At 58.9% G+C, this 15,882-nt stretch carries 16 protein-coding genes; 10 read left to right on the forward strand and 6 right to left on the reverse strand.

The annotated features are described in order from the left end of the window. The first annotated feature begins 8 nt into the window (after nt 1-8). From DA915_RS23140 to DA915_RS23155, 4 genes are all read left to right on the forward strand, one after another. Nucleotides 9-1,304 carry an MFS transporter gene (locus tag DA915_RS23140; protein ID WP_020813367.1) on the forward strand — a complete coding sequence of 432 codons (1,296 nt, stop codon included), beginning with the start codon at nt 9-11 and terminating at the stop codon, nt 1,302-1,304. Between the two features lie 309 nt (nt 1,305-1,613). Then, entirely contained in the window at nt 1,614-2,312 is a 699-nt protein-coding gene (locus DA915_RS23145; protein ID WP_107677427.1) for an OmpW family protein, read from the forward strand. A 209-nt stretch (nt 2,313-2,521) separates the two neighbouring features. Beyond that, complete coding sequence (locus DA915_RS23150) at nt 2,522-2,965, forward strand: glyoxalase superfamily protein (protein ID WP_020813365.1); 444 nt, start codon at nt 2,522-2,524, stop codon at nt 2,963-2,965. A gap of 218 nt (nt 2,966-3,183) precedes the next feature. Then, nucleotides 3,184-4,287, forward strand: coding sequence for an acyltransferase (locus tag DA915_RS23155; protein ID WP_107677428.1), 1,104 nt, complete (start codon nt 3,184-3,186; stop codon nt 4,285-4,287). A gap of 64 nt (nt 4,288-4,351) precedes the next feature. Here the strand turns inward: DA915_RS23155 and DA915_RS23160 are convergent, their stop codons facing one another. The 4 genes from DA915_RS23160 to ugpB form a co-directional block, all read right to left on the reverse strand. After that, nucleotides 4,352-5,413: a sn-glycerol-3-phosphate import ATP-binding protein UgpC gene (locus tag DA915_RS23160; protein WP_107677429.1), complete on the reverse strand. Its 1,062-nt coding sequence runs from the start codon at nt 5,411-5,413 to the stop codon at nt 4,352-4,354. Further along, nucleotides 5,413-6,261 (reverse strand): sn-glycerol-3-phosphate ABC transporter permease UgpE, encoded by an 849-nt coding sequence (ugpE, locus tag DA915_RS23165; RefSeq protein WP_003506733.1) that lies wholly within the window; start codon nt 6,259-6,261, stop codon nt 5,413-5,415. The genes DA915_RS23160 and ugpE overlap by 1 nt, the downstream gene beginning before the upstream one ends. Before the next feature lie 9 nt (nt 6,262-6,270). Continuing rightward, nucleotides 6,271-7,152 carry a sn-glycerol-3-phosphate ABC transporter permease UgpA gene (ugpA, locus tag DA915_RS23170; protein WP_003506735.1) on the reverse strand — a complete coding sequence of 294 codons (882 nt, stop codon included), beginning with the start codon at nt 7,150-7,152 and terminating at the stop codon, nt 6,271-6,273. Between the two features lie 68 nt (nt 7,153-7,220). Beyond that, nucleotides 7,221-8,531: a sn-glycerol-3-phosphate ABC transporter substrate-binding protein UgpB gene (gene ugpB, locus DA915_RS23175; protein ID WP_174014776.1), complete on the reverse strand. Its 1,311-nt coding sequence runs from the start codon at nt 8,529-8,531 to the stop codon at nt 7,221-7,223. 333 nt (nt 8,532-8,864) lie between these two features. Here ugpB and DA915_RS23180 point away from each other — a divergent pair, with 333 nt between their 5' ends. The 3 genes from DA915_RS23180 to DA915_RS23190 all read left to right on the forward strand — a co-directional run bounded on the left by DA915_RS23180 (nt 8,865) and on the right by DA915_RS23190 (nt 10,805). Beyond that, on the forward strand, nt 8,865-10,001 hold the full coding sequence (locus tag DA915_RS23180) for a GTP-binding protein (RefSeq protein ID WP_192886642.1): 1,137 nt from the start codon (nt 8,865-8,867) through the stop codon (nt 9,999-10,001). Next, nucleotides 9,998-10,276, forward strand: a complete 279-nt coding sequence (locus DA915_RS23185) for a hypothetical protein (protein WP_020813361.1) — start codon at nt 9,998-10,000, stop codon at nt 10,274-10,276. Before DA915_RS23180 ends, DA915_RS23185 begins: the two co-directional genes overlap by 4 nt. Nucleotides 10,277-10,367: 91 nt before the next feature. After that, a complete protein-coding gene (locus DA915_RS23190; protein ID WP_107677430.1) occupies nt 10,368-10,805 on the forward strand; it encodes a YqaA family protein in 438 nt (145 codons plus the stop codon). Between the two features lie 204 nt (nt 10,806-11,009). Here DA915_RS23190 and zigA read toward each other — a convergent pair whose 3' ends face one another. Beyond that, a complete protein-coding gene (zigA, locus tag DA915_RS23195; protein ID WP_107677431.1) occupies nt 11,010-12,215 on the reverse strand; it encodes a zinc metallochaperone GTPase ZigA in 1,206 nt (401 codons plus the stop codon). 299 nt (nt 12,216-12,514) lie between these two features. Between zigA and aztA the strand changes: the two genes are divergently transcribed. From aztA to aztC, 3 genes are read left to right on the forward strand one after another with little or no spacing between them, the layout of a single operon-like run. Further along, the gene (aztA, locus tag DA915_RS23200) at nt 12,515-13,342 is read left to right on the forward strand and encodes a zinc ABC transporter ATP-binding protein AztA (RefSeq protein ID WP_107677432.1); all 828 of its coding nucleotides are present in this window, start codon (nt 12,515-12,517) and stop codon (nt 13,340-13,342) included. After that, nucleotides 13,335-14,201, forward strand: a complete 867-nt coding sequence (aztB, locus tag DA915_RS23205) for a zinc ABC transporter permease AztB (RefSeq protein ID WP_077998654.1) — start codon at nt 13,335-13,337, stop codon at nt 14,199-14,201. Before aztA ends, aztB begins: the two co-directional genes overlap by 8 nt. Nucleotides 14,202-14,230: 29 nt before the next feature. After that, entirely contained in the window at nt 14,231-15,256 is a 1,026-nt protein-coding gene (aztC, locus tag DA915_RS23210) for a zinc ABC transporter substrate-binding protein AztC (protein ID WP_003510406.1), read from the forward strand. A 129-nt stretch (nt 15,257-15,385) separates the two neighbouring features. Here the strand turns inward: aztC and DA915_RS23215 are convergent, their stop codons facing one another. Further along, nucleotides 15,386-15,808 (reverse strand): GNAT family N-acetyltransferase, encoded by a 423-nt coding sequence (locus DA915_RS23215; protein ID WP_003510404.1) that lies wholly within the window; start codon nt 15,806-15,808, stop codon nt 15,386-15,388. Nucleotides 15,809-15,882: the final 74 nt, after the last annotated feature.

The raw sequence follows: 15,882 nt of genomic DNA on the forward strand, positions 1-15,882 counted from the left end.
ATTTGAACATGCTCTCCACACGCCTCGCCAGCTGGATGGCCAGCAGAAATCTGCATTATGGCTGGCTCGTTGCCGCAACCACCTTTCTGACCATGCTGGCCACCGCCGGTGCGATGGGATCTGCAGGGGTGATGATCCAGCCGCTGCATCAGGAATTCGGCTGGGATATTGCCGATATTTCCTCCGCTATGGCCGTCAGGCTGGTGCTTTTCGGCCTGCTTGGGCCTTTTGCCGCCGCCTTCATGAATCATTTCGGCGTCCGGCAGGTGGTGTCCACCGCGCTCGCCCTGATCATGGGCGGCATCGTCGCCTCCTTTTTCATGACCGAGGTATGGCAATTGCTGCTGCTCTGGGGCGTGGTGATCGGTGTCGGCACCGGCATGACCGCCCTGGTATTGGGCGCCACCGTGGCGGCTCGCTGGTTTTCCAAGCGTCGCGGATTGGTGATCGGCCTCATGACGGCGAGCAATGCCACTGGCCAGCTGGTCTTTCTGCCGCTGCTGGCGGCGCTGACGGAAGCCTATGGCTGGCGAACCGCCCTTACCCTGTCCGTGGCGGTAATTGCCACGGCCATGGTTCTCGTCCTGCTTTTGATGCGCGACCATCCTGCCGATGTCGGCCTGCCGGCCTATGGCGAGACAGTGGTGGCAAAGCCGGTCAAGCAGGATCACAATCTTCTGGCCACATTGCTATCGCCGCTGGTCACGCTGAAGAGCGTATCGGGCAACCCGGTCTTCTGGGTGCTTTTCGGCACATTTTTTGTCTGCGGGCTTTCGACCAACGGTCTTATCCAGACACACTGGATTTCAATCTGCGGTGATTTCGGCATGGCAGCGGTGACGGCGGCGGGCACACTGGCGGTAATCGGCATCTTCGATTTCTTCGGCACGATCTTCGCCGGCTGGCTTTCCGACCGGTTCGACAATCGCTTCCTGCTGTTCTGGTTCTACGGTCTGCGCGGCCTGTCCCTGCTCTATCTCTCATTCTCGGGGTTCAGCTTCGTGGAACTTTCGGTCTTTGCCGTCTTCTACGGGCTGGACTGGGTGGCGACCGTGCCGCCGACGGTGAAGCTTGCCGCCGAGAATTTCGGCCGTGAAAAGGCCGGTCTCGTTTTCGGCTGGGTCTTTGCCGGCCACCAGCTGGGAGCCGCCACCGCCGCCTTTGGCGCCGGTTTCTTCAAGAGCGACTTCGACACCTATATGCCCGCGCTGCAGATTGCCGGTCTAATGTGCATGATCGCGGCCGTCTCGGTTCTGCTTCTGCGCAAGCCCGGTTCCGCGAGCCTCACGCCCCAGACCGCGTGAGAAAGGTGATGCACTGAAAAAGGCCTGCTGATGCAGGCTTTTTTTGTATTTTTCGAGCATGTGCCGGGCGCGGCGTGCACCGATCCTCGATCGCTGAGCGGTATTGTTGCGCAATTGTCACGGTGCGTGCCGGTTATCAGCTCCCTTGCGTGATCGGCACGCCGGTTTGATCCATCTCAATCGGCCTGCCTTTCCCGTTGTCATACTGGCTCCCAAGCGGTTGCGGCCAAGCGAAGATTCGCCAGGCCCGCCGCCATCAGCCGGTTTCCGGGGACTTGCCCGGCTGCGGTGCGCTATAGGAGAGATGGAATGACGAACAGAAACAGAAAAACCGCTTTGCTTGCCAGTGTCATGGCTGGTGCTGCGGCCACGCTGATATCCGCCAATGCCATGGCGGCCGATCTGGCCCCGGCAGCGCCGGCGCCCACCGCCGAAGAGGCGATTGCCGCGGCAAGCCCGTGGATGCTGCGCGTGCGCGGCCTCGGCGTCATCACCAATGACAGCGGCAGCGTCGACGGTGTGCCGGGCGCGGGCCTGTCCTATTCGGACACCGTGATCCCGGAACTCGACATCAGCTATTTCTTCACCCCGAATATCGCCGCCGAGCTTATCCTTGGCACCACCTACGCCAAGATCAACGGCGAGGGCGTGCTCGCCGGAACGCCAGTGGGCAAGACATGGCTGCTGCCGCCGACGTTGACGCTGCAATATCACTTCACCGATTTCGGCGCCTTCAAACCCTATATCGGCGCGGGCGTGAACTATTCGCTGTTCTACAACCAGTCGGAAAAGCCCGGTTTCAGCAATCTCGACGTCAAGAACAAGCTTGGTGCTGCCGTGCAGGTCGGTTTCGACTATATGCTGGACGAGCATTGGGGCGTGAACTTCGACGTGAAGAAGATCTTCCTGAAGACCGACTGGACCGCCGAATTGGGTGGCACGCCGATCAGCGGCAAGGCCAAGCTCGATCCCTGGCTGATCGGCGCGGGTATTACCTATCGCTTCTGATCACGGTTCGATGCTGCGCCGCCTTTGACGGGCGGCGTCATATCGGCTATAGGGACGGCCACGGGCAGAAGAGCCCCGGCCGTCCGCAGGCGTTTGCGCCCCTGGTGAAGCTCTTTTCAGAATAACGGTCATCCCCATGTTTTGCATGTCGTCGATGGCAACGCGGACCCCCTTCGGAACATTCGGCATGCTCATGTTGGAGAACCGTTATGTACGTGTCCAAACCGCTTCCCGCACTTGAGGGACTGAAGGAACAGGCGAAACGCCTGCGCGCCGCTCTCGAAGGCGAGGGGCAGGCAATCACCCATTCAAAGGCGCTGGAACTCATCGCCGCGCAATATGGCTTCCGCGACTGGAATACCCTCCACGCATCAGCCGGCAACCGCCCCGCCTTCAACCCCTACCTTCTGGGCTCAAGGGTGGAAGGCTTTTATCTAGGCCAGCCCTTCGTGGCCTCCGTTCTGGGCGTGCAGGCGCTCGGCGGCGATCCCGAACGCTACCGGCTGACCCTGCATCTTGACGACCCGGTGGATGTCGTCACCTTCGAAAGCTTTTCCGCCTTCCGGCAGCGGGTTCACTGCAACGTCGATACATCCGGCCGGACGGTGGAGAAAACCTCCAACGGTCGGCCGCAGGTGGAACTTGTCTGGTAGAAGATCGGTAGCGCTCGCTTCGCCGTCACTAATGACGACAGTTTGCAGTCCTGGTTGAAATTATCGCACCACATTCCGGCTTTAGGCCGGGATGTGTTTTTCGCAAAGGTGGGAGCCGGCGAAAATAAGGTTGGTTGCAATTTATGGCTGGGCAGCAGTATAGTTTGCTGAAGACTGCGAATATTACATTTTTATAATCGATTTTTAGTGAGGTATTAATGAGCGCGGATCGCCATCCCGGGCGTTGGATTTACGTCGATTCCATTCGGGGCATAGCGGCTTTGGCGGTTATATATATTCATATCGCCGAAGTAGCCCATAAGAACGGATTTACCTCCAATTCCCTCGAATATTATCTATTCTACTTCTTTGCGGAATATTTCGATCTCGGAAAAATCGCTGTTGTCATGTTCTTCGCGGTTTCCGGTTTTGTTATTCCTTTCTCTTTGCTGAAAGCGGGCAATGCGCCTTTGCGCGGCTTCGCAATCTCGCGTTTTTTCAGGCTTTATCCTGCCTATTGGCTGTCGATGATCCTGGCTCTTGCGATTATTCCGCTGGTGCGGGGAGACGTATTCACGCTGAAGCAGATCATTGCCAATACGACGATGCTGCAGCAATTTCTGGGGCAGCAGAATATTCTCGGCGTCTATTGGACGCTACAGATAGAGATCATCTTCTACATTGTCAGCGGCATGCTGTTTTATGTCAGACTCCTGCATAAGCCGGAGGGTGCGGTCGGTGCGGTGGTGTTTTTCCTGTTGTGCGCAGTCGCGATGGGAATAGCTCGTTATGTTGTGGGCATCAAACTACCGGTCGCCATTCCGCTTGGACTGACTGTCATGTTTTGGGGATTGTTGTGGCGCCATGGCGCCAGCGAGCAGGCCGAGCCGCATCTGCGGCGGCTTATTCTTGCGACGTCGCTTCTCGTTGTCGCGGCCGTGCCTGTCATCAGCCTTCTAAGCTACAATGTGGATATGGGTTTCGGCGAGACCTGGTATCGCTATACGATTGCCTATTACGCCGGAATGGCATTTTTTGCACTCTTCACGACCAAGCTCCATATCACGCATCCGGTTTTTGTCTGGCTTGGTGCGATAAGCTATTCCGTCTATCTGTTCGGTCCGGTCGCCCAGCCGGTCGTGGAATATGTTCTGCCCTACCGGCAGCTCGCTCCTTATCCCGTACATGTCATTATCGTCTTGACCTGTGCCTTGACGGTAATCATGGCCTATTTGAGCTACCGCTTCGTTGAGTTGCCCTCACAGAAATTCGGCAAGAAGCTGGCATCCCGACAGTCTCTTCCGGCCGTGTCATCTGCTTGAAATTAGCCGGGCATGGCCACAATAGGCGGCGATGCCCGGCCGACGCCAGTCCGCCACGAACGTCCTAAATCCTCTTCCCCGCCGCATCGAACAGATGGAAGTCCTTTGCCTGTGCGGCGATTTTCAGCGTCTCGCCGATGCGCAGCTGCGAACGGCCGTGGACGCGGAAGACGATCGCAGTGCCATCGGCGAAGGATCCGTGCACATAACTTTCCGCACCCACCAGTTCCACGGCGTCCACCTGTACGGTGCCGGTGAAGGCGGCATCCGCAGGGGCTTCATCGGCAAGGGTGATATCTTCGGGGCGGATGCCGAGCGTGGCGACGCCCTGTGGCAGTGCGGTGGCTCCCTGCACCGACCAACCGGAAGAGCCGTTGGCCGTCGCCGTGCCGTGGTTGAGCAGGTTCATGGAGGGAGAGCCGATGAAGGTGGCGACGAAGGTGGTGGCCGGTTTTTCGTAAAGCTCGATCGGCGTGCCCATCTGCTCGATGCGGCCGGCATTCAGCACCACCAGCCGGTCTGCCAGCGTCATGGCCTCCATCTGGTCATGGGTCACGTAGACGCTGGTGGTGGCGAGCGAGCGTTGCAGGCGGCGGATTTCGACGCGCATCTGCACGCGCAGCTTGGCGTCGAGGTTGGAGAGCGGCTCGTCGAACAGGAAGGCTGCCGGCTTGCGCACGATGGCGCGGCCCATGGCGACGCGCTGGCGCTGGCCGCCGGAAAGCTGGCGCGGCCTGCGCTCCAGGAACTGTTCGATTTCGAGCGCCTTGGCCGCCTCGGTGATACGCCGATCGATCTCGTCCTTCGGCGTGTTGCGGTTCTTCAGGCCGTAGGCAAGGTTCTGCCGCACCGTCATATGCGGATAAAGCGCATAATTCTGGAACACCATGGCGATGTCTCGGTCCGACGGTTCGAGATCGTTGACGACGCGATCACCGATTATGATCTGGCCGCCCGAAATGCCCTCCAGTCCGGCAATCATGCGCAACAGGGTGGATTTTCCGCAGCCGGAGGGGCCGACGAGCACGATCATCTCGCCGTCGGCGATGTCCATCGATACGCCCTTGATGGCCTCGACATTGCCGCCATAAACCTTGCGGACGTCTTTCAGCGCAATTTTTGCCATTACTTCTCGGTCTCCACCAAACCTTTGACGAACCAGCGCTGCATCAGCACCACAACGATAACAGGGGGGATGATGGCGAGGATCGCCGTCACCATCACATAATTCCAGGGCGTCGAGGCATCGGTGAAATCCACCATGCGCTTGAGGCCGATGATGATCGTGTTCATCTTGGCGTCGTTGGTCACGAGCAGCGGCCAGAGATATTGGGTCCAGCCATAGATGAACAGGATCACGAAGAGGGCAGCAATATTGGTTTTCGACAGCGGCAGCAGGATATCGCGCATGAAGCGGAACGGCCCGGCATTATCGATACGCGCCGCCTCCACCATTTCTCCGGGAATGGTGAGGAAGAACTGCCGGAAGAGAAAGGTTGCCGTCGCAGAGGCCATCAGCGGCAGTGTCAGTCCCGCATAGGTGTCGATCAGGCCTAAATCGACGATGACCTTGTAGGTGGGCAGGATGCGGACTTCCACCGGCAGCATGAGCGTGATGAAGATCATCCAGAAGAAGCCCATGCGGAAGGGAAAGCGGAAGAAGACGATGGCGAAGGCCGACAGGAAAGAGATGACGATCTTGCCGATGGCGATGGCGAGCGCCACGACGAAGCTGTTGAACAGCAGCCGCTCGAGGCTGACGCCGACGACACGCTCGACGCCTCCGACCATGGCGTCGGTATAGTTTTCACCGAGATGGCCGCCGGGCAGTAGCGACATTGGCGGGCGGATGATGTCGTTCGACGTCATCGAGGAGGCGACGAAGGTGTAATAGATCGGGAAGGCCACGATGATGATGCCGAGTACCAGCATCAGATGGGCGATCACGCGTGCGACGGGGCGATTTTCAATCATGGGAGATCCTCAGCCGTAATGCACGCGCTTCTCGACGAAGCGGAACTGGAAGGCGGTGAGCGCGATGACGATCACCATCAGGATGACGGATTGCGCGGCGGAAGAGCCGAGATTGAGGTTCACGAAGCCATCATTATAGACCTTGTAGACCAGCGTTTCCGTGGCCTTTGCAGGCCCGCCGCCGGTCACGGCATGGATGATGCCGAAGGTATCGAAGAAGGCGTAGACGGTGTTGACGACCAGCAGGAAGAAGGTTGTCGGCGCAAGCAGCGGGAAAACGATGGTCCAGAAGCGTCGCGCACCACGCGCGCCGTCAATGGAGGCCGCCTCCAGCAATGATTTAGGAATTGCCTGTAAGCCTGCGACAAAAAACAGGAAATTGTAACTGATCTGCTTCCATGCCGCGGCGGCGACGACGAGCAGCATGGCCTGATTGCCGTTGAGCAGCGGGTCCCACATGATGCCGTTGCGGCGCAGGATATAGGAGAAGGTTCCCATGGCCGGGTTGAACATGAACAGCCACAACATGCCGGCCACGGCGGGCGCGACGGCGTAAGGCATGATCATCATGGTGCGGTAAAAGCCCTTGCCGCGCACCACGCGGTCCGCCGCTGTCGCCAGAAGCAGCGCCAGCCCCATGGAGACGAGTGCGGTCAGGATGCTGAAGATGACCGTGACCTGCAGCGAGTTCAGATAGCTCTCGTCTGAAAGTACGGCGGAAAAATTGGCCAGCCCGACGAAATTGCTGCTCAGCCCGAAGGCGTCCTCGCGCATGGTCGACTGGTAGAGCGCCTGGCTTGCAGGCCAGAAGAAAAAGATCACCGTGAGGATGATCTGCGGTGCGACCAGCAGATAGGGCAGGATCTTGTTGGGGAATACGACGCTTTGCACGGCGATCTCCTGATGAGATGGGAGTGCCGCCCGCACCGGATAAGGATGCGGGCGGGGGCAGGGATCGTTTAGTTGCCGATGGCCTGCTTGATGGCCGCATCACCGCGCGTGACAATCTTGTCGAGCGCCGTTTTTGCGTCCTGCTTGCCGGCCAGCATCGCCTCATACTCCTCGTTCATGATGTCGCGCACCTGCGGCAGATTCACGAGGCGCACGCCCTTGGAATTTTCCGTCGGCGGCTTGCCCATCATCTGCAGAAGCGGCGTTTCGCGGGCAGGGTTCTTGTCGTAGAAGCCGGATTTCTTGGTTTCCTCATAGGCCGCGATCGTCACCGGCATGTAGCCGGAGACCTGATGCAGGCGTGCCTGGATCTTGGTCTGGGAGAGGAAATGGAAGAATTCGGCCACACCCTTATATTCGGCATCGCTCTTGCCACCGAAGACCCAGAGGCTCGCGCCGCCCGGAATGGTGTTCTGCGGACCATGGCCCTCATAATAGGGAAGCTGGCCGATGCCGTAATTCATGCCGGTCTTGACGATATCGCCAAGGCCGCCGGATGATTCGGTCAGGATGCCGCATTCTCCGGACATGAACAGCTGCTTGGCCTCCGAAGTGCGGCCGCCATAACGGAAGACACCGTCTTTCGCCAGATCGGCAATCGCCTGGAAGTGCTCGACGAAGAGCGGCGCGTTGACTGCGAGCTTCACATCGGTGCTGCCAAGCCCGTTTTCATTACTGCCATAGGAAACGTTGTTCCACGCGGCGAAGTTTTCAGTCTGAATCCAGGTGAGCCATGTGGAGGTGAAACCGCATTGGGCGGCACCGCTGGTCTTGATCTTCTTGGCGGCTTCGAAAACTTCCGGCCATGTCTTCGGCGGGTTGGCGGCATCGAGGCCGGCCTTCTGGAAGACATCCTTGTTGTAATAGAGGATCGGCGAGGACGAATTATAGGGGAAGGACAGCATGGTGCCGTCAGGCTTGGAATAATAGGCGACGATGCCGGCCAGATATTCGTCCTTGTTGAAGGTATAACCGCCTTCCTTCAGAACATCCGCCACCGGCTTGATGGCGCCGGCGGCACCCATCATCACACCCGAGCCGGCGTCGAAGACCTGAATGATCGCGGGCGGCTGCTTGGCGCGGAAGGCGGCAATGCCGGCATTCAAGGTTTCCGGATAGGTGCCCTTGAAGACGGGCGTGATCTTGTAATCTTTCTGGCTCTCGTTGAACTCTTTCGCCAGCGTATCCACGACCTCGTTATTGGCGCCGGTCATGGCGTGCCACCACTGGATTTCCGTTACTGCATATGCATTCGATGTGACAAAAAACGAAAGCGCGGATGCCGCGGCGAGGCGGTAGCTGAGTTTTTTCAAGGTGATTCCTCCCATTATGAAAACAGTAAAAGATACAGCCCCTTAATTGCAGCCTATCCTCCTCGATCCGGCTGCGGGTGATCTTTCCTGTATTAGCACTACTGATTAAAAGCGAACTCTAACGAAAATGCAAGAGAACGTGGAACGATTAAAACGAAAGTGAAGGAAACGGATTTATTATTCCATTTCCTTCGTTCCGTGGTTTTTTCATGCGCCCGAGAGTTGGGAGCATGTGGCCATGACATTTTCTTATCCGGCATAAGGGAATTGCTCTCGCCGGAAATCCCGTAATCGTCATTGATATGTTATTACATTACGTATTATGGTGCGGTGAATTTTATGGATAGCGAAGGTGCTGACGTGTTCGGAATGAAGCGGAAGAGGGCGGTGGAGCGCAGGGACGACCCAACCGTCGCGCCATCCGTCAGCACGGTGCCGGTCACCCTGCTGACGGGTTTTCTGGGGGCGGGCAAGACGACGTTGCTGAACGAGCTTCTGGCTGAGCCGGCCATGGGTGATGCCGCTGTCATCGTCAATGAATTCGGCGCGGTGCCCATCGATCACGGTCTGGTTCGGACGGGTTCTGAACGATATTTCAGAACGACGACGGGCTGCATCTGCTGTACCGCCACCAGCGATATCCGCACCTCGCTTTACGAGCTGCATCAGGCCTTTCTGGAAGGGGTGGTGCCTGGTGTATCGCGCGTCGTTATCGAAACCACCGGCCTTGCCGATCCCGCACCGATCATCAACAGCCTGATCGCCGGCGGCACGCCGGCGCTTGGCCTGCGTGATCACATTGTCGCCCGGCATTTCCATCTTTCAGGCGTGGTGACGGCTTTCGACGTTGTCGCCGGCCCGGCGATGCTCGACAGTTTTATCGAGGGCTGGAAACAGCTTGCCTTTGCCGACCACGTCGTCCTGACGAAAACCGATCTTGCGGATGCTGCGGCTATTGACCGCGAAAGCATCGCCGATCTCAATCCTGCGGCGTTGTTTCATGACCGTAATGCGGCCGGCTTCGACCTGATGTCGTTATTTAAGGCATCGGATTATTCGCTGCGCGGCAAGCCGGAGGATGCACCGGGATGGTTGGCGGCCGACAGGCTGAGCCTTCATTCCGCCCATCAGCACGATATCAACCGCCATGGTGTCGGGGTCGAGGCCTTCGATCTCACCTTTGACGGCGCTTTGGATCCGCAGGCGATTGTCACTTTTCTTGAACTCGTCACCAGCAATGTGCATTCCGGCCTGTTGCGGCTCAAGGGAATTTTCGGTGCGACGGATGACCCCGAGCGGCCGGTTGTCGCCCATGCGGTGCAGCATCGGCTTTATCCACTGACCCGGTTGGAAAGCTGGCCGGATGGCAACCGCGCAACGCGCATCGTCCTGATCGGCATGGATATGCCGCAGCAGCCGATCCGCGATCTGTTCGATACATTGGCCTCGCAGGCGGGGCGGAAGGCATTTCGATGACGGTAAAAACGAATCCGCTTGCGCGCAGCGGCTCCGCGATCGTCTCGCAGGCCCGCATCATGAAGGACTGGACGCGTGAACTGCTGTTCCTTTCAGAAGACGACATCGTCTCCGTCCACGAGATTTCCTGCGCGCTGCCGAATTGCCCGCCGAAGGAAACCGTAATCCTCATTCTGTCCGCATCGGGCAAGACTCGGCAATTGTCGGTTCATAAGGCGCTGCTGGATGTAGCCCGCCATGATGTGGTTCAGGCCATTGCCGCCGATGTGCTGTAAGGCCGTGTGAAATGTAGCCCGCTTGACGCCGGGGGCGTCATCCGGCACTTCGGCAAAGACCGTGAGATTCGCGGATGATGAAGGGCGGGCAATGGCCGATCTGGCAGTATATGCGGGTTTGTTTGTAACGGCGTTTATCGCGGCGACCATTCTGCCCATGCAGTCGGAGGCGGCACTGGCGGGCCTCATCCTTCTTAAATCCCAGCCTGTCTGGCTATTGGTCGCCGTGGCCAGCGCCGGCAATGTTGCAGGCTCCTTTGCCAACTGGCTGCTCGGCCGCGGCATTGAGCGCTTTCGGCGTGAACGCTGGTTTCCGGTCGGGGAGGCGGCGCTGGAGCGCGCGCAGAACTGGTATCGTCGTTATGGCAAATGGTCCCTGCTGCTCAGCTGGGCGCCGCTGATCGGTGATCCGCTAACGGTTGCCGCCGGCATCATGAAGGAGCGGCTACCGGTCTTCCTGCTGCTGGTCACCATCGCCAAGGTCGGGCGCTATCTTGTGCTGGCGTTGGTAACGCTGAATTTTCTGTAGTGTTTCGTACGCTCATTTTCGCGAAACGGTGGTGCTTGTTTCTTCTCCCCGTCGGGGAGAAGATGGCCTGAAGGGTCAGATGAGGGGGCAAGCGCAGAGATTTGCGAAGAGCTTGCCCCCACAACCCGCTGCCGCGACCTTCTCCCCGGCGGGGAGAAGGCGAAAGACGCATCCGCTCGGCTAAAATGCGGGCGGTGGAGTCAATCAGGCTGCCTGCCTGTCCCAGCTGGCGAAGGGGTCCGGCAGGTGCCGCCATACATCCGGCGTGAATGCTTCGGTATCGATAAGGCAGGCATCGAGCTGCGCGCGGATGCGCGCCTCGCTCATCGGATCGGAGCCGATGAAGACGATTTCCTGTCGCCGGTCACCGAAGACCGGGTCGAGATAGGGCTTCATCATATCCAGAAACTGCTTTTCGCGCGGCCATTGCTCCTTAGGAATGGCGGACCACCAGAGGCCCATCCTGCCGGTGCGGACCAATGCGCCGGCCTGACTGATCTCGCCGACATAACGCGGACGCGTTGCCAGCCAGAAGAAGCCTTTGGCACGCACCACCCCCGGCCAGGCGCGGTCGATGAAGCGCTGGAACAGTACGGGGTCAAACGGCTTTTGGGCGCGATAGACGAAGGAGCGGATGCCATATTCCTCGGTTTCGGGAATGTGATCCTTGAAGCCGTGCAATTCCTTGAACCACAGGGGGTGTTCTTCGGCCCTGGCGAAATCGAAACGGCCTGTGCCCAGAACCTCCTTCAGCGCTACCTTGCCGAAATCGGCCTCGATGAGTTTCGCATCCGGGTTCAGTCCGACGATGATCTTGCGTGCGGCATCCCTCTCATCCGGCGTGGCGGTGCCGATCTTGTTGAGGACGACGACATCGGCAAATTCGATCTGCTCCACCAGAAGGTCGACGATGGTGCGGTTGTCACCTTCGCCCGCCGTTTCGCCCCGGTCGGCCAGAAAATCGGACGAGCCGTAATCCTTGAGAAGATTGGCGGCATCCACCACCGTCACCATGGTGTCCAGACGCGCGACATCGGAAAGGCTGCGGCCGTTTTCATCGCGAAAATCGAAGGTTGCTGCGACCGGCAGAGGTTCGGCGATGCCGGTGGATTCGATCAGCAGGTAATCGAAACGGCCCTGTTCCGCCAGCGCCCGCACCTCGGTCAACAGGTCGTCGCGCAGCGTGCAACAGATGCAGCCATTGGTCATTTCCACCAACTGCTCTTCCGTACGGGAGAGATTGGCGCCGCCATCGCGCACCAGCGCGGCGTCGATATTGATCTCGCTCATGTCATTGACGATCAACGCGACGCGCAGACCATCGCGATTGGCGAGAATATGATTGAGAAGCGTCGTCTTGCCGGCGCCCAGAAAGCCGGAAAGCACGGTGACGGGAAGTTTTTTTGACATGTGGACCTCGTTCTTTAGCAACGCTCGCGTGGACCTCACGGCGGACACGTGGACGATCTGGAAACGACGGGTTCAATGCTGCCCCGTCCGTATTCTGTAACGTAATAACATTACATATCGACTGCGTGTCAACGGGCGACAGAAAAAAACCTCCCGCAACGCGAGGTGGTCTGTGGCTTGCGCAGAGCGCAACGTCATCTTTCCAAGAGTTAATGTTATTTCATTACGTATTCGTTTGACGAATGTAATAACATTACATATTAGGGGTCATCGAATGACATCCTGCCCCGGAGGGATCGATGAACGATCCGTGCCTTGCCTTCAAAAACCTGACACTTGGATATGCCGGCCGCGCGGCGGTGCATCATCTGAATGGCGATATCGCCAAAGGCTCGCTCACTGCGGTGGTCGGCGCCAATGGTTCTGGAAAATCGACGCTGATGAAAGGCATTGCCGGCATTCTGAAGCCGCTCGGCGGCGAATGCCGGGTGAGTTCAGGTATTTCCGTCGCCTATCTGCCACAGCAATCGGAGCTCGACCGCTCCTTTCCGGCGCAGGTGCGGGATCTGGTGGCACTTGGTCTCTGGCCGAAACGTGGCCTGCTCGGCCGCCACCGTCCCGCAGACCGGGCGGCGATGGGCCGCGTCATGGAAGCGGTCGGGCTTTCCGGTTTTGAGAGGCGCAATATCGACTCGTTGTCCGGCGGCCAGATGCAGCGCGCTTTGTTTGCCCGCGCCATGCTGCAGGATGCGCAGCTGATCCTGCTCGACGAGCCCTTCAACGCCGTCGACGAGCGCACCGTTGCCGACCTTATGGTGCTGATCAAATCATGGGTGGCGGAGGGGCGCACGGTTCTGGCCGTCCTTCATGACCATCAATTGGTGCGGCAGCACTTTCCCCAGACCCTGTTCCTTGCCCGGAAGCTCGTCGGTCTGGGCACGACAGCTGATGTCCTCAAGGCGGAGAACATCCGGCAGGCGCGGCATTTCCACGAGGCATGGGAGGAAAATGCACCCTGGTGTGAGCCCGCCGACGAGCCTTTGGCCCAAATAGTCGGGGCAAGTCCGCAAACGGCATCCGTCCATTCCCATGCCCACTCACACGCGAATTTGAATGCCCATGGCTGATATCTTCATCCAACCCTTCGTCCAGTATGTCTTCATGCAGCGCGCGCTTGCCGGTGCCTTGATCCTTGCCATCAGCTGTGGCCCGGTCGGGGTGTTTCTGATGCTGCGCCGCATGAGCCTGACGGGCGACGCCATGTCCCACGCCATCCTGCCGGGGGCGGCGGTCGGGTTTCTGTTCTACGGGCTGGAAATCCTGCCCATGACCATCGGCGGGCTGGCCGTAGGCCTACTGGTCGCGCTGGGCGCGGGCGCTGTGTCGCGCTTCACTATCCAGAAGGAAGACGCCTCGCTTGCCGCCTTCTATCTCATTTCACTGGCGCTCGGCGTGCTGCTTGTATCGTGGCGCGGTTCGAGCGTCGATCTCATGCATGTGCTGTTCGGCACGGTGCTGGCGCTGAACAATGAGGCGCTCGGCCTGATCGGCGGCATCTGCATCGTGACGCTTCTGGTGATGATCACCTTCTGGCGGGCGCTGCTGGCGGAATGCCTCGATCCCCTGTTCCTGCGTTCGGTCAGCAACTGGGGCAGCCCGGTGCATTTCCTCTTCCTCGCCATCGTCGTGCTCAATCTGGTCGGCGGCTTCCAGGCGCTGGGAACGCTGCTGTCGGTCGGCCTGATGATGCTGCCCGCCGCCGCCAGCCGCTTCTGGTCCAACCGCGTCGCGCCCATGTGCTTCATCTCCATCGGCATCGGCATGGTTTCCTGCTTTGCGGGCCTGCTCTTGTCCTATCACGCGTCGCTGCCTTCAGGCCCGGCGATCATCCTTTCCGCGGGCGTCATCTATGCGCTCTCCATCCTCGTCGGCACGCGCGGCGTGCTCAGCGATCTTCTCGGTTCCGGCCGTCACAGAGCGGCCTGAAAACAGCGTTCGAAAAAAGGAGAACCTTCATGTTCAAAACCCTCCGTCTAGCAACGGGCGTCAGCCTTCTTTCCCTCTCCCCGGTTCTGATGGCGCAGGCGTCCGCCGCCGAACTCAAGGTCGTGGCGAGCTTCTCGATCATTGCCGATTTCGCCAAAAACGTTGGCGGTGACCGTGTCGAAATCACCACGCTGGTCGGGCCGGATGGCGATGCCCATGTCTATGAGCCGCGCCCGGCCGATGCCGTCGCCGTCAGCAAGGCGGATGTGGTACTGGTCAATGGTCTGGAATTCGAAGGCTTCCTGAAGCGGCTGATCGACACAAGCGGCACAAAGGCGCCGGTGGTGGAACTGACCAAGGGCGTGGAGCCGCTCAAGCTTTCCGAAGAGCCGGCCGGTCACGCCCATCCGGAAGCGGAAGAAGAGGAAGGTCACGATCACAAGGCAGAAGAAGCCGGCCACAAGCACGAGGCGGCCGAGGCCCATGATCACGATCACGGCCATGAGGGACATCACCATCACGGCGAGTTCGACCCGCATGCCTGGCAGTCGATCAAGAACGCCGAAATCTACGTGAAGAACATTGCCGGCGCATTTTGCGAGGTCGACAAGGCCGGTTGCGCCACGTACACCGCCAATTCGGATGCCTATATCGCCAAGCTTGCCGCTCTGAACGAGAAGGTGAAGACCGAGATCGCCGCCATCCCGCCGGAAAAGCGTGTCATCATCACCTCGCATGACGCCTTCGGTTATTTCGAACATGCCTATGGCCTGAACTTCCTCGCGCCGGAGGGCGTATCGACGGAATCTGAAGCCTCCGCTGCCGATGTCGCCAAGCTGGTGGATCAGGTGAAGCACGACAAGGCTTCGGCAATCTTCGTAGAAAACATCACCGACAAGCGGCTGATCGACCAGATCGCCAGCGAAACCGGCCTCAAGGTTGGCGGCACGCTTTATTCCGACGCGCTTTCGACCGCCGACGGCCCGGCTGCCACCTATATCGACATGATCAACCACAATATCGAGACGATTACGGCGGCCGTTCTCAGCCAGTAAAACGGGCAGTTTCGCTATGAGCTGGGGAGGGTGGCATGCGCCGCCCTCTCTGCTTTTTGTGGTTTGCCCGTGCAGATATTTATGCAGTTCGACCGCAGGCGCAGAAGCCGTCGAGATTTCGCTGCGTCATCAAAAAACCTTGCGCAGGAAAAACCGGCTGTGCGGCCCGGGATAGTTCTCAATGGTGCCAAAGACCTCGTAGCCTTGCTTCTTGTAAAATTCGGGAGCCTGAAATGCGAAGGTATCGAGCCAGGTCCCTTTGCAACCTTCACCTTTTGCCCAGTCTTCCGCATCTCGAAGTAACCTTGATCCGAGATTTTCGCCACGCATGGCTTCCGGAACGAACAGCAGCTCGATGAAAAGCCAGTCGTAATAGAGCTTCGCCCACAAGCCGCCGCGAACTTCATTTTCGTTATCGCGGAGCAAGAGCGCCAGCGGCTTGTAATTTTCATCTCCCGCTTTTGAGAGATTGTAAGCAAGAAGAGGCTCGAGGATGGCCTTTCGATCCTCTTCCGCTGGCTCCAAAACACGCTGAATAGTCACGAGAGGCATTTCCATCTCCGTAGATTACTGACCGTTGGGAATGTATTCGATAGTTGATGAATGCACTGTTGTCACACCCACTT

The sequence above is a fragment of the Agrobacterium sp. LAD9 genome, assembly GCF_003031125.1.
GTDB classification, from domain to species: domain Bacteria; phylum Pseudomonadota; class Alphaproteobacteria; order Rhizobiales; family Rhizobiaceae; genus Agrobacterium; species Agrobacterium radiobacter.

What these genes read in the sequence shown, in the direction of transcription:
- DA915_RS23140 (WP_020813367.1), top strand. Translation starts at nt 9, where the DNA reads ATGCTCTCCACACGCCTCGCCAGCTGGATGGCCAGCAGAAATCTGCAT.
- DA915_RS23145 (WP_107677427.1), top strand. Translation starts at nt 1,614, where the DNA reads ATGACGAACAGAAACAGAAAAACCGCTTTGCTTGCCAGTGTCATGGCT.
- DA915_RS23150 (WP_020813365.1), top strand. Translation starts at nt 2,522, where the DNA reads ATGTACGTGTCCAAACCGCTTCCCGCACTTGAGGGACTGAAGGAACAG.
- DA915_RS23155 (WP_107677428.1), top strand. Translation starts at nt 3,184, where the DNA reads ATGAGCGCGGATCGCCATCCCGGGCGTTGGATTTACGTCGATTCCATT.
- DA915_RS23160 (WP_107677429.1), bottom strand. Translation starts at nt 5,413, where the DNA reads ATGGCAAAAATTGCGCTGAAAGACGTCCGCAAGGTTTATGGCGGCAAT.
- ugpE (WP_003506733.1), bottom strand. Translation starts at nt 6,261, where the DNA reads ATGATTGAAAATCGCCCCGTCGCACGCGTGATCGCCCATCTGATGCTG.
- DA915_RS23180 (WP_192886642.1), top strand. Translation starts at nt 8,865, where the DNA reads ATGGATAGCGAAGGTGCTGACGTGTTCGGAATGAAGCGGAAGAGGGCG.
- DA915_RS23185 (WP_020813361.1), top strand. Translation starts at nt 9,998, where the DNA reads ATGACGGTAAAAACGAATCCGCTTGCGCGCAGCGGCTCCGCGATCGTC.
- DA915_RS23190 (WP_107677430.1), top strand. Translation starts at nt 10,368, where the DNA reads ATGGCCGATCTGGCAGTATATGCGGGTTTGTTTGTAACGGCGTTTATC.
- zigA (WP_107677431.1), bottom strand. Translation starts at nt 12,215, where the DNA reads ATGTCAAAAAAACTTCCCGTCACCGTGCTTTCCGGCTTTCTGGGCGCC.
- aztA (WP_107677432.1), top strand. Translation starts at nt 12,515, where the DNA reads ATGAACGATCCGTGCCTTGCCTTCAAAAACCTGACACTTGGATATGCC.
- aztB (WP_077998654.1), top strand. Translation starts at nt 13,335, where the DNA reads ATGGCTGATATCTTCATCCAACCCTTCGTCCAGTATGTCTTCATGCAG.
- aztC (WP_003510406.1), top strand. Translation starts at nt 14,231, where the DNA reads ATGTTCAAAACCCTCCGTCTAGCAACGGGCGTCAGCCTTCTTTCCCTC.
- DA915_RS23215 (WP_003510404.1), bottom strand. Translation starts at nt 15,808, where the DNA reads ATGCCTCTCGTGACTATTCAGCGTGTTTTGGAGCCAGCGGAAGAGGAT.